Below are 13,529 nucleotides of genomic sequence, written 5' to 3'. Positions count from 1 at the left end.
CTGCATCGACCGGATGGAATTCGACGACGAAGGGTTCATCAAACCCGTAAAGATCACGTTCGGCGGCATCAAACCCGTCCGGATCGGCAAATAATACATCCATAACAAACGACACATACCCAGTCATGAGACGAATTTTCCTTTTCCTGACCGCTTCGGTTCTGCTCGGTTCCTGCACAAACGCTCCGGGCGGCAACGGAGTCGAACTGCTCGACGACGAAGCGTTCCGCACCGAGATCGACGGCCGGCAAACCGGCCTCTATACGTTGTGCAACGACAACGGGATGACGGTACAGATCACCAACTACGGTGCCCGGATCGTCGCCCTTTGGGTTCCGTCGGCCGACGGAGTGTTCCGGGACGTCGTATGGGGGTTCGAGAAGATCGGAGACTATATCGCCTCCACGGACAACTACTGCGGTCCGATCGTGGGCCGCTACGGAAACCGGATCGGCAAGGGCCGGTTCACGCTCGACGGCAGGGAGCACCGGCTCACGATCAACAACGGAGAGAACCACCTGCACGGCGGCAGCGGCGGATTCGAATGCCGCGTCTGGGAGGCGGAGGAGTTCTCCTCGCCCGAAGGAGACCCGGCGCTCGCCCTCTCCTACCGCTCGCCCGACGGCGAGGAGGGATATCCCGGGAACCTCGACATCACGGTAACCTATACGCTGACGCGCAACAACGAGCTGAAGATCGACTACTCGGCAACGACCGACGCCCCGACGGTGCTCAACCCGACCAGCCATGTATACTACAACCTGCACGGCACGACGGCCCGTTCGACGGATTCGCACCTGCTGACGATCCATGCCTCCAGATTCACGCCGACCGACGCCGGGCTGATCCCCACGGGAGAACTGCTTGAGGTGGAAGGCACGCCGCTCGACTTCCGCACGCCCCGCACGATCGGAGAGCGGATCGACGACCGATCGTACGAACCGCTCCGGTTCGGCAACGGGTATGACCACAACTGGGTGCTCGACAACTACCGCCCGCACGAAATCGCTCCCGCGGCCGAACTCTACGAACCGGCTACCGGAATCCGCATGCGGATACTCACCGACCAACCCGGGCTGCAATTCTATGCAGGTCAGGGCATGGACGGACGGGAGACGGGCAAGCGGGGTGACCGGCACGCATTCCGCACGGGAATCGCCCTGGAGACACAGAATTTCCCCGACGCCCCCAACCACCCGAATTTCCCGTCGGCCGTACTCCGTCCCGGCGAGGTCTACTCGCAGCATACCGTCTACGCCTTCGAAACCGACAAATAAAGGACCCCGACCATGAACCGAAACGCAAGGATACTCCTGCTGCTCCTCTTCGCCCTGCCCGGCACGGAGGCATCGGCCGCACCGGAGAAAAAAGCCGGGACGATCACGCCCGTCCCGTTCAACGAGGTGACGCTGACCGGCGGATTCTGGGCCGACCGCATGCGGACGGAACTCGACGTCACGGTTCCGTTCTCGGTCAGCCAGTGCGGACCGGCCGTCGAGAGGTTCCGCCGTTGTGCGGCCTACATGCGCGGAGAAGAGACGGAACTGCCCGAACCCCACCGGTTCATCAGCTCGGACCTCTACAAGGTGATGGAGGGCGTGGCCTATTCGCTCATGGCCCGCCGCGACGCAAAACTGGAGGCATTCATGGATGAGACGATCGGATTGATCGGCGCCTCCCAACAGGCAGACGGATACCTCTACATTTCGCACATCTGCCACAACCCCAGTATCCCGGACATGGGAGACAGGCCCTATTCGCTGCTCAACTACAGCCACGAACTGTACAACGTCGGCCACCTCTACGAAGCGGCCGTGGCCTACTATCAGGCTACGGGGAAACGCTCGCTGCTCGACATCGCCATCAGGAACGCCCGGCATGTCAATCGGGTCTTCTTCGAGGGCGATCCCGACTACAACGGAGGCAAACCGGTCATGCAGGCCCCCGGGCACGAGGAGATCGAGCTGGCGCTCTGCAAACTCTACCGCGTGACGGGCGACGGGCTCTATCTGGAGATGGCCAAGCGGTTTCTCGACATCCGGGGCGTAACGTTCCGCCCCGACGGCGAAGGGGTACTGGCCCCGAGCTACGCCCAGCAGCACCTGCCCGTAGCCGAACAGATGAAGCCCGTGGGTCATGCCGTCAGGGCCGCCTATCTCTATACCGCCATGGCCCAGGTCGATGCGCTCACCGGGCGGAACGACTACGAACGGGCGCTGCGTTCGATCTGGACGAACCTCGTATCGACCCGCATGCACATCACGGGCGGACTGGGCGCAGTGGCCGGCATGGAGGGCTTCGGTGCGGAGTACGAACTGCCCAACAAAACCGCATACGACGAGACCTGTGCCGCCGTAGGAAACGTGTTCTTCAACCAGGGGATGTTCCTGAGCAGCGGAAAGGCCGAATACCTCGATGTGGCCGAGGTCTCGATCTTCAACAACGCCCTGGCGGGAATCAGCCTCTCGGGCGACCGGTTCTTCTATGTCAATCCGCTGGAGGCCGACAACGAATACCGGTTCAACCACGGGGCTGGCGGCCGGGTGCCGTGGTTCGGATGTGCCTGCTGCCCGCCGAACATCTCCCGGATGATCCTCCAGATCCCCGGTTACATGTATGCCTACGACAACAGCCGCCTCTATCTCACGCTCTACGGGAGCAGCCGGACCAGTGTGCCGATGGAGGATTCGGCGGTAGGGATCGAGCAACGGTCCGGCTATCCGTTCGACGGACGGGTGCGCGTGGAGCTGACGCCGGAAAAGGCGATGCGGTTCGGGCTCTGCATGCGGATCCCCACGTGGTGTTCCCAAGGGCAGTTCATGCCCGGCGGGCTCTACACCTACCAGGACACGACGGACGAAGAGATCGAAGTGCGCGTGAACGGGCGAACGGCCGAGTACCGCATGGAGAACGGGTTTGCGGTCATCGACCGAAAGTGGAAAAAGGGCGATGTCGTGGAGCTGAATCTGCCGATGCCCGTGCGGCGGGTACGGTGCGACGGGCGGGTCGAAGAGAACGTCGGCACCTCGGCCGTCACCCGGGGGCCGCTGGTCTACTGCGCCGAAGAGGCGGACAACGGCACCGTGCAGCAACTGCAGCTCGGAAAGGGCCAGGCCGACGTCCGGACTGTCTCGGAAGGAGTCCTGCAGGGGATTCCACGAATCGATCTTCCCGGAAGCAGAACCGGCGAGGATATGGCCGAATCGGACGTGACGGTGCGCTTCATACCCTATTATGCCTGGTGCAACCGGGGCGACAACCAAAGCATGCGCATATGGATTCCCAACCGGGGCGAACATAGAGCGGCCGAGCGTACAGAGGAGACGATCGCCGACCGGATCGCCTCGGTACAGGCCAGTTCGGCGGCCGAAGGCACCCCTCCGGCAACCGTATGCGACGGCAAGGCGGCCCGGCGCTCAGACGAGGACAATATCCAGAAATGGGTTTCACGGATCGAAGACCGCACGCCCCGGATCGAGATTTCGTTCGACCGGCCGGTGGAGCTCTCCGCCATATCGGTATTCTGGGTATGCGGCCGGAAGGTGGAGCTGCCCGAATCGTGGAGCGTCTCCTGCCTCACGGAGGGTGTGTGGTGCCCGATGGAGCTCTATATCACGGATTCGTACCAGACACAGCCCGACCGGTTCAATGTAGTTCATCCGGCAGCTGCCCCGCTGCGGTGTGAGGCTGTAAGGATCGATATGACACCCCGCGCCGAACGGACCGTCGGCATCTCGGAGATCCGGTTCGACTGAACGGATCGGCAAAAAGATCACTTCAGACCGTAAACGAACAGCACACACCCCCAAGGAACCGCGCACAGCGCTGCCGCCTTTGTATGGTCCTGCCCATGCAAAGGCGGTTTTTCATACTCCCGATTCTACTTTCAACACATTCCGCCCGCCTGTCCCCAAAAGTAAGAAGCAGTGCCTTATATTATAGGTATCAAAAAAATTATGCAAAATTCAGTATTATGTTATACATACTATTAATATTTTTCCATATATTTGTAGTGCATTCTAAAGTGCACGACAAAATACAGAAAATAACAAAATAGTATGAAAACACTGATTACCTGGATTGTGATGATGGCCTTTACGGCACAGGGGGCTTTTGCGGCCCGGTTGTTCCCCTCGAAGGGACGCGTGGTGAATGAACAGGGCGAAGCCGTGGAGTATGCGACCGTCGTGCTGCTGAAGGATGCGGAACAGGTTGCCGGAATGACCACCGACGGCGAGGGTCGCTTCGAGCTGAAGGCCCCGGCGGGCGACTACACGCTCCGCATCCAGTATCTCGGCTATGAATCCCTGACGCAGCAGGTGAAGGTCGAACAGGAGAACGATCTGGGGGATTTCGTGATGAAAAGCGGCACGACACAGATCGAGGGGGTCGTGGTCAAGGCCCGGCTGGTACGGCGCGAAGCCGACCGGTTTGTGATGGATGTGGCCAACGCCCCGGCCGCCATCGGCAAGGACGGCATCGAACTGCTCGAACGGGCACCCGGCGTATGGATCAACGACGAGAAGATCTCGATCAACGGCAAGAGCGGCACGAAGGTATTCATCAACGACCGCGAGCTGAGGCTCGAACCCGAACAGCTGGCCGCCTACCTGCGCTCGCTGCGCGCCGAGGAGATCCAGAAGATCGAGGTGGTACCCGTCACGGGAGCCGACCACGACGCCGACGCCTCGGGCGGCATCATCCGCATCACGCTCCGCAAGCAGCGCGAGAACGGCGTGCAGGGGTCGGTCTCGATGCGGACGCAACAGAGCGACATCGTACACGTCTACTACCCGGGTGCGAACGTTGCGGCGCACACGGGCAAGTGGGACTTCAACGCGTCGGCATGGGGATCGCTCGGCAACTCGACGATGCGAACCTCCGAGCGAACCGACTACACGCTCAGCAACAAGCAGCTGGCGGCCCGGTCGGAGGATGCGTCGGACGACCGCAACGGAGGGGCGACGCTCGGGGCAATAGTCTCGATCAACGACCGCCACAGCCTCGGGGCCGAGTTCTCCTACCTGCACCTCAACACGCAGAACGAGACCGAAGGGACAACCGACCTCACGGCCGAAAGCCGCACGAACACCGCGAGCCGCTACATCGGCAGCGACATCACCGACGGTTACGAGGGGACATTCAACTATGTGTGGAAGATCGACACGCTGGGTTCGACGTTCAAGGTGCTGGGCGACTACGCGCACCGCAACACGGGGATCGGGCACCGCAACCGGAGCCTCACGACCGGGGAGGGGCTTGCGGCGGCAGTCGATTCGCTCTACCGCGACCGCACGCGGAGCAGCTACGACGTGGCGGCGCTGACGCTCGCCCTCGAGAAGAACTTCTCGCCCCGCTGGAGCCTCAAAACGGGAGCCAAATACACCCGCAACGAGATGCGCAACGACGCCCTGTATGAATACAGCGACGAGGGGGCCTGGGTGCGCAACGACGACCAGAGTTTCGTGATCAACTACACGGAGCACATCACGGCGGCCTACGGCGTCGTGACGGCCAACCTCGGGCGCTGGAGCCTGGTGGCCGGACTGCGCGGAGAGTACACCCACACCTACGGGCGCAACGACGTCGGACAGGACTACTTCTCGCTCTTCCCCAACGCCAACCTCTCCTGGCAATTCTCGAAGGAGCGGGGGCACTCGATCGTCGCCCAGTATGCCCGCACGATCGAACGGCCGCGGTTCTGGTGCCTCACGCCCCAGCGCACGCAGATCTCGGACTACACCTACCAGACCGGAAACCCGCTGCTCGCCCCCGCATACGAGCAGGATATCAGCCTGACGCTCGTACTCGGCCACAGATACACCCTCACGGCCGGCGTGGAGCTCCAGAAGGACGAGATCAACCAGACGATACGCGCCGATAAGGACAACCCCGACATGCTCGGCATCCACTGGGTGAACTTCGACAACACGAAGACGTGGTATGCCTCGGTGAGCCTCCCCTTCCAGCCGACGAAATGGATGCAGCTGAACATCCAGGCCAACTACATGCGCCGCGGCCAGCGTCTGGACCAACACGCCCCGGAGAGTTTCCAGAACATCCTGATGGCCAACGCCGCGACGACCATCACGCTCCCGGCCAACTTCTTCATCGACCTCTCCTACTCGTATCAGAGCCGCGTCGAGTTGGGCAACGTGGCCGTCAAGCCGATGCACCTCGTCCATGCCGCCATCAAGAAACGTTTCGGCGAGCGCTTCACGCTCACGTGCAAGGTCGCGAATTTGACAGACAGTCCCCAGCGCATCGAGGCGAAAGGCGAAGGGTTCGTGCGCAACCTCCGCTGCAGGCAGACATGGTGCAGCCGCTCGTATGTGATCGGCCTCACGTACAACTTCCAGGCCGGCAAGGCATTCCGGCAGCGGAGCATCGAGGCCGGAGCCGCCGAGGACAAGGACCGCATGTAGGACGGCAGCGATAGGGCGGGAAAAGAAAACGAGCGACGCTCCCGGAACAAGTTTCCGGGAGCGTCGCGCATTCGACGGAAACCGTCAATGGCGGTGGCGGATACGCGGCAGCGGCAGCCGGCGCAGCCAGGCCAGCGTCCAATGCGGCAGGGGCGGACGCGCCAGCCAATGGGCCAGATGGGTTACCGGAGTCGGAATGCGGAGCGACTTGCCGGCAATGATGAGCGTCACGGCCACGAGGATCAGGACGACACCGAGCAGGATGCGCGGCGTAAGCTGCTCACCGAAGACCAGTACGCCGAAGAAGAGCGCCGTGACGGGCTCCAGGGCGCCGAGGATGGCCGTAGGCGTGGAGCCGATGCGGCGGATGGCGCCGGCCATCGTGACCAGCGAGACGATTGTCGGGAAGAGGGCCAGCGAAATGGCGTTGATCCACAGCAGCGGCGTGGAAACCGGTTGCAGGTCCACGCCCCCGCGCAGGCGGACCAGGTAGATGCTCAGGCCGAAGAGCAGTACGTAGAAGGTCAGCTTCTCGGTCGAAAGGTCACGCAGCGACGAGCGGTTCGCCCCCACGATGTAGATGGCGTAGCTCAGCGACGATATGAATACCAGCCCCACGCCGATGAGGCTCAGCGTCGCCCCGTCGCCGCCCTTGTAGAGGAGCCCGATACCGGTGCAGGCCAGCAGGATCGACACCACGGTGGCCGCGGTGATCCGTTCGTGGAAGAAGGCCGCCATGATGACGGCGACCATCACCGGATAAAGGAAAAGAATCGTCGAGGCGATGCCGGCATCCATATAGTTGTAGCTGGCAAAGAGCGTCAGCGACGAAAAGGAGAAGAGCAACCCCATGACCACGAGCGGAAGGATGTCGCGGCGGGTGAGCGCAAAGGAGTGGCGACGGAAGATCATCAGCGTTCCCAGCATGATGACGGCCAGCAGATAACGGTAGAAAAGGACCGAATCGACGCCCATGCCCGCACCGTAGAGCGGCAGGGCGAAGAGCGGATTGAGTCCGTAACTGGCGGCGGCTACGGCACCCAGCACGTAGCCGCGGGTCTTTTCGGCGGACATCTCAGATCTGTACCTCGGGGGCTGCGTCCGTGCCCTCTGCCGCCTCGAAATAGGGTTTGCGCGCGAAGCCGAACAGACCGGCGATCAGATTGCCCGGGAAGCGGCGCACGGCCGTGTTGTAGCGCTGTGCCTCCTCGTTGAAGGCCTTGCGGGCCACGGAGATGCGGTTCTCGGTCCCCTCGAGCTGGGCCTGCAGCTCGATGAAATTCTGGTTGGCCTTCAGGTCAGGGTACTGCTCCGCCACGGCGATCAGGCGGCCCAGCGCCGAGCGGACCTCGCCCTGAGCCTGCTGGTAGGCGGCGAGCGTCTCAGGGGTCAGCTCATCGACCGTGAGGTTGATCGACGTGGCCTTCGAACGGGCCTCGGTCACACTCTCGAGGGTCTGCGACTCGTGGGCGGCATAGCCCTTGACCGTATTGACCAGATTGGGAATCAGGTCCGAACGACGCTGGTACTGCGTCTCAACGTTCGACCACGCCGTATTAACGGCCTCCTCCTTCGAAACGAACCCGTTGTAAGAGCTGAAGATGAAGATCGCGACGATGACGACGACGGCGATCCAGATCCATTTTTTCATACGCTTATCAGTTGTTTTTACTTGATTGTTTGTCGTTTGTCCGCATGCTACCACTTCGAGCCGGCACCGCCCCCGCCAAAACTTCCGCCGCCGAACGAGCCGCCGATGCTTCCGCCGCCCATGCCGCCGAAACCTCCTCCGCCGATGATCATTCCGCCACCCGGACCGCCGAAGCGGTTGCCGCGCTCGGAGCGGACCCGCCGCCGCACGGTGGCCCCGCACGACGAGCAGACGTAGGTGTACTCCATCTCACGATAGGTGCGCGTCAGCGCCACCTGCTCGACGGAGTGCTGCCGCAGGGTGAAGCGGCGGCAGTGCGGGCAGCGCCGCGAGCGGTAGTAGTTGAGAATACCCAGGGCCAGGAGCAGGCCGACGACGAGGCCGACGATCGCAAGGATCGCACCTCCGGAGAGCTCCCCTTCGGGCTCGCTCAGGTCGGGCGTGCCGCCCGCAAGCACCTCGGCCGTCACCGCGAGACCGGCGAGCATGCCGGCGTCGTAGTCCTCCTGCCTGAAGGCCGGAAGCATGTATTTCATCTGGATGCGCTTGCAGAGCGCGTCGGGGAGGATGCCCTCGAGGCCGCCGCCCGTGATGAAGCGGATCTCATGCAGGTCGCGGACCAGCAGGACGCCCAGTCCGTTGTCGCTCTTCGCGCTGCCGACGCCCCAGCTGCCAAACAGCTCGATGGCAAACGAGAAGGTGTCGCCGCCGGCGATGTCGTCCACGGCGACGACGGCCACCTGGGCAAGGCCCCGCTCGCGCAGTGCGCCGCACAGCGAATCGAGCCGCGCGACCGCGGAGGCCGAAAGAATGCCGTCGGGATTCGAGACGTAGCGGTTGCGGTCGGCCCGCTGCACGTTGGGGACATCCGCGGGACGGTAGGTCGCGCCACAGGCCCAGAAGCCCGAAAGCAGCAACACGGAGAGCAGAAGCAGTCGTTTCATGACCGCAAAGATAAACGTTCGGAGGTCAAAAAGCAAATCGCGCCCTACCGGGTCAGGATCCGGTAGCTCCACGGTGCCATCGACTCGCGGACATGCCCGCGCAGCTCGTAACAGTCGCCCGTGAGGGCATCGGTATACAGTCCGGCATAGATGCCCGTATAGTAGTCGGCCTGGATGGTGTAGGGCGAGAGGTTCATGACGGCCACCACCCGGTTGCCCTCCACCTCGCGGACGAAGGTCATCAGGCAGTCCTCCGCGTTGTTGCGGATCTCGATCATCTCGCCGCCGCGTTCGCCCGAGGCGAGGGCCGGGCACGAGTGGCGCATCGCCGTGAGGCGCCGGTAGAAGCCGGTATGCCAGTTGGCCCCGTAGGAGGGGATCGGGTCGCGGTCGAAGAAGGAGAACGAGTGGTCGTAGCCGATCTCCTGGCCCGTATAGATCAGCGGCAGCCCGCCCGGCATGACGAACGTGAAGACCGTCATGATCTCGCGGGCGTCGCCCAGGCGGGTGAACTCCGAACCGCTCCAGGTGTTCTCGTCGTGGTTCGAGGTGAAGGCAAGGCGCATGGCCGAACGCGGATAGCGGCTAAGGTCGGCATAGAGCCAGTCGCGCATCGCCGTGACGCGCACACGCTGGCGCGCCACGTCGTTCATCAGGTGGTGGATCTCCCAGCCGTAGCAGGCGTCGAAGGCTCCCTGCTCGAAGAGGTTGGTCTCCTCGGCCTCGGCCAGCAGGAAGAGGTCGGGCTTCACGCGGCGCAGCCGGGCGGCCGTCTCGTTCCAGAAGTCGATCGGCACGAGCATCGCCATGTCGCAGCGGAAACCGTCCACGGCATGCTCGCGGATCCAGAACTCCATCGCCTCGGCCTGGGCGCGCCAGACGTCGCGGTTGCCGTAGTTGAGCTTGGCCGTGTCGGACCAGTCCCACGGCACGGCCGGACGCCCCGCGGCGTCGCGTTCGTACCACGAGGCGGGCTCCTCGGAGATCCACCGCGCATCGCGCGAGGTATGGTTGGCCACCCAGTCGAGCAGCACCTTCATGCCCAGCCGGTGCGCCTCGGCGATGAACGAGTCGAGGTCGTCCATCGTGCCGAACTCGGGATTCACGGCCCGGTAGTCGCGGATCGAATAGTAGGAGCCGAGCGTACCCTTGCGGTCAAGCTCCCCGATCGGGTAGATCGGCATGAGCCATACGGCATCGACGCCCATGTCGTGCAGAAAGCCGAGTTTCGCGGCGGCGGCCCGGAGCGTTCCTTCGGGCGTAAGCTGGCGCACGTTCATCTCGTAGAGAACGGCGCCGTAGCTCCATTCGGGATGCAGATTCATCGTCTGTTACAATGTGTTTCCAAATCGCGGCGCAAGGTCCGGCAACGGCTCCGGAACCATCCGGAACCCGCAGCGGCACTACCCTTCCCCACTCCAATTTCCGCGCCCGAGGCTGCAGCCGCACACCGGAACCGTGCACGGCGCACACTCGGGTGCGTTCCGTTCCGTCCGCAAGATGGCCCTTTCGGACCGAAATGCGGCCGAAAGGCCCGTCCGGTGCAAAAAGCCGCAGCCGGAGGGCACCCGCGCAACCGGGCCGGGCGGTCGGAAAACGCCCTGCGAAGGGCTCCGGAGGGGATCGGAAGCGGGAAACGGGAACGGCAGAGACCGACCTGCAGAAGGGCTGTCCGCCCGAAGAGGCCATGCCGGGACCTGCTTGTTTCCATTTTCGGATACCAAAGATACGATTTTTTTCCGCAAGATGCGGCATGTTCCGGACTTTTAATCACATCGAATTGATTATCAACAAAATCAGCCTGCAATCGCACGCTGTTTTTTCCCGTATCTTTGTCGCCGGACAGTATCAACCATCTCATCATGCAACAACCTCTCCGCCACCCGATCGTATGGATGATCCTGGGATGCCTGCTCACGGCCTGCTCGGCCCAGAAAAGAGTGTGGTATGTGCAGGACACCGAGAACTTTACGCCCGAAGCCGTCGCCGAAGCCGGCCAGATCCGCATCAAGCCCCTCGACCGGCTCACCATCGTCGTGAACAGCCGCAACCCCGAACTGGCCGTGCCGTTCAACTCCTCGACCTCGTACAACTCGCTCACCGGAAGTCCGGTGACCGGCACCTCCGGGCAGCAGTCGCTCCAGGTGCGGACCGTGGACGAGGAGGGCCGGCTCGAAATGCCGGTCATCGGCACGGTCGAATGCAGCGGGCTGACGCGCAGCGAGCTGGCCCGCCGGATCGCCGACCGCATCCGCGAGGAGGGATACATCAACGACCCGACGGTCAATGTACAGTTCGCCGACATGAAGATCTCGGTCATCGGCGAGGTGCTGCGCCCAGGCTACTACGACCTCTCGCGCGACCGCATCTCGATATTCGACGCCCTGGCCATGGCCGGCGACATGACCGTCTACGGCGTGCGCAACGACGTGGTCGTCACCCGCGAACAGGGTGGCGTGCGCACGATCGAGCACCTCGACCTCACTTCGAAGGAGGTGTTCGACTCCCCGGCCTTCTACCTCCAGCAGAACGACATCGTCTACGTCAAGCCCAACAAGTACAAGGCCCAGGCGGGCGAGATCAGCCAGAACCGCAGCTTCTACCTCTCGCTGGTCGGGACGGCCGTCTCGGTGGCCACACTCATCGTAACGCTCACCAAATAAGCCGCCGCCATGACCGAACGTACAATCAACCCGCAGCCGGCCGAGGAGACGACCGGAAACGTCACCCTGCACGACATACTGCGCATGGTCGCAGCCAACTGGTACTGGTTCGTCATCTCGGCGGCCGTCTGCCTCGGGGCCGCCTACTACTACCTCGCCTCGACGCCGCGCATCTACAGCCGCACGGCGACCATACTCGTCAAGGACAGCCGCAAGGGCGGCGACACGGACCTGGCGGCATTCAGCGACCTGGCCGGATTCCAGAACCGCCGCAGCGTGGACAACGAGGTCTTCATCCTCCAGTCGCGCCGCCTGATGTCGGAGGTTGTGCGGCGGCTCGGACTCACGACCGACTACTCGGTGCGCGACGGGCTTCGGACCCGCGACCTCTACGGGCAGTCGCCCCTCCGCGTGCGCTTCATCGACGAGACCGAGGATCTCTCGGCCGAACTGACCGTCACGCCGCTGCCCGACGGGCGGCTGCGCCTCTCGGATTTCGACGACGGGTTCCTCCCCAAGTCCGAACGGCGCACGCAGATCGTCGTCGGGCCGGGCGACACGGCGGCGACACCGGTGGGAAAGGTCGTCGTCGAGCGGACCCCCTACCTCACGCCCGCATACGAGGGCGTGCCGGTCCGCGTCCGCAAGCGGTCGCTCGGCTCGGCGACGAGCGCCTACCGCAACGCCGTGAAGTGCGACGTGGCGAACAAGCAGGCCTCGGTGGTGACCGTGACGATGTCGAACACCGTGCCTCGGCGCGCCGAGGAGGTGATCGACGCCCTCGTGGCGGTATACAACGAGGACGCCGTGGAGGACAAGCGCCGCATCTCGGTGGTCACCTCCGACTTCATCCGCGCCCGGCTCGACGTCATCGGGCGCGAGCTGGGCGACGTGGACCGCGGCATCGAGGAACTCAAGCGCAGCAACCGCATGATCGACCTCCAGTCGGAGGCCGCGCGCAACGTCACCGAGAGCAGCCGCTACAAGGCCGAGGGGCTGTCGCTCGAGAACCAGATCGCGGTGGCGCGGTTCGTGAGCGACTACCTCCGCGACCCGGCGCACGCCGGCGAACTGATCCCGATGGCGGCATCGGTGGCCAGCGAGACCGTGGCGGCACAGATCGACCGATACAACGAGGCCATACTCACGCGCAGCCGCCTGCTTGCGAACGGTTCGGAGCAGAATCCCGTGATCGGCGAGATGGACCGCGAACTGGCGGCCGTGAGGCGCTCGATACTCGCCTCGCTCGATTCGCACATCGCCACGCTCACGCTCCAGCGCGACGCCATGCGCGGCGAGGAGGCCACGGCAGACGACCGGATCGCCGCCATGCCCTCGCAGGAGAAGGCCATGCTCGGCATCGCCCGCCAGCAGAAGATCAAGGAGGAGCTCTACCTCTACCTGCTCAACAAGCTGGAGGAGACGCAGCTCAACTACGCCGTGGCCGAGAGCAACGCCCGCATCATCGACACGGCCTACGGCAGCCCGCTGCCCGTCTCGCCGCGCGCGACGATGATCCTCTCGATCGCACTGGTCGTCGGGCTGGCGATCCCCTTCGGGCTGCTCTACCTGGTGGGGATGCTCGACACGACGATCCGCGGCCGCAAGGACATCGAGGAGCACGTGAGCGCCCCGTTCCTGGGCGACATCCCCTACCACGAGGGCGGCGACGAGCGCGGCGTGGCCGTGCGCGAGGCCGGCCGCGACCCCCTCTCCGAAGCCTTCCGCATGCTGCGGTCAAACATGACCTTCATGAACGTATCGGCCGGGAACGGAATCCGCAGCGTGCTCTTCACCTCGACGAATCCCCACGCCGGAAAGACCTTCGTGGCGGTGAACCTCGCCG

Annotated in this window: 9 protein-coding genes; 5 read left to right on the top strand and 4 right to left on the bottom strand. The window is 63.6% G+C overall.

Annotation, left to right across the window (positions count from 1 at the left end):
- The first annotated feature begins 125 nt into the window (after nt 1–125).
- From QZL63_RS00200 to QZL63_RS00190, 3 genes are all read left to right on the top strand, one after another.
- Nucleotides 126–1,277, top strand: a complete 1,152-nt coding sequence (locus QZL63_RS00200; RefSeq protein ID WP_022307342.1) for an aldose epimerase family protein — start codon at nt 126–128, stop codon at nt 1,275–1,277.
- Nucleotides 1,278–1,289: 12 nt separating this feature from the next.
- Nucleotides 1,290–3,755, top strand: a complete 2,466-nt coding sequence (locus QZL63_RS00195; RefSeq protein WP_022307341.1) for a glycoside hydrolase family 127 protein — start codon at nt 1,290–1,292, stop codon at nt 3,753–3,755.
- A gap of 303 nt (nt 3,756–4,058) precedes the next feature.
- The gene (locus QZL63_RS00190) at nt 4,059–6,425 is read left to right on the top strand and encodes an outer membrane beta-barrel protein (RefSeq protein ID WP_022307340.1); all 2,367 of its coding nucleotides are present in this window, start codon (nt 4,059–4,061) and stop codon (nt 6,423–6,425) included.
- Nucleotides 6,426–6,509: 84 nt separating this feature from the next.
- On the opposite strand, the gene QZL63_RS00185 is transcribed toward QZL63_RS00190, so the two are convergent.
- The 4 genes from QZL63_RS00185 to QZL63_RS00170 are packed head-to-tail and all read right to left on the bottom strand — an operon-like array spanning nt 6,510 to nt 10,345.
- Entirely contained in the window at nt 6,510–7,499 is a 990-nt protein-coding gene (locus QZL63_RS00185; RefSeq protein WP_022307339.1) for an EamA family transporter, read from the bottom strand.
- 1 nt (nt 7,500) lies between these two features.
- Nucleotides 7,501–8,076, bottom strand: a complete 576-nt coding sequence (locus tag QZL63_RS00180) for a LemA family protein (protein WP_022307338.1) — start codon at nt 8,074–8,076, stop codon at nt 7,501–7,503.
- Between the two features lie 47 nt (nt 8,077–8,123).
- A complete protein-coding gene (locus QZL63_RS00175; RefSeq protein ID WP_022307337.1) occupies nt 8,124–9,020 on the bottom strand; it encodes a TPM domain-containing protein in 897 nt (298 codons plus the stop codon).
- 44 nt (nt 9,021–9,064) lie between these two features.
- Nucleotides 9,065–10,345, bottom strand: coding sequence for an alpha-amylase family glycosyl hydrolase (locus tag QZL63_RS00170; RefSeq protein ID WP_022307336.1), 1,281 nt, complete (start codon nt 10,343–10,345; stop codon nt 9,065–9,067).
- A gap of 537 nt (nt 10,346–10,882) precedes the next feature.
- Between QZL63_RS00170 and QZL63_RS00165 the strand changes: the two genes are divergently transcribed.
- Entirely contained in the window at nt 10,883–11,683 is an 801-nt protein-coding gene (locus QZL63_RS00165; protein WP_022307335.1) for a polysaccharide biosynthesis/export family protein, read from the top strand.
- 9 nt (nt 11,684–11,692) lie between these two features.
- A partial coding sequence (locus tag QZL63_RS00160; protein ID WP_290585009.1) for a GumC family protein occupies nt 11,693–13,529 on the top strand: 1,837 nt, incomplete at its 3' end.

The sequence above is a fragment of the Alistipes sp. CAG:268 genome, from assembly GCA_000434235.1.
Lineage (GTDB): Bacteria > Bacteroidota > Bacteroidia > Bacteroidales > Rikenellaceae > Alistipes > Alistipes avistercoris.
The sequence above is the reverse complement of the archived record's forward strand: the minus strand, read 5'-3'. Positions and strand labels throughout refer to the sequence as shown.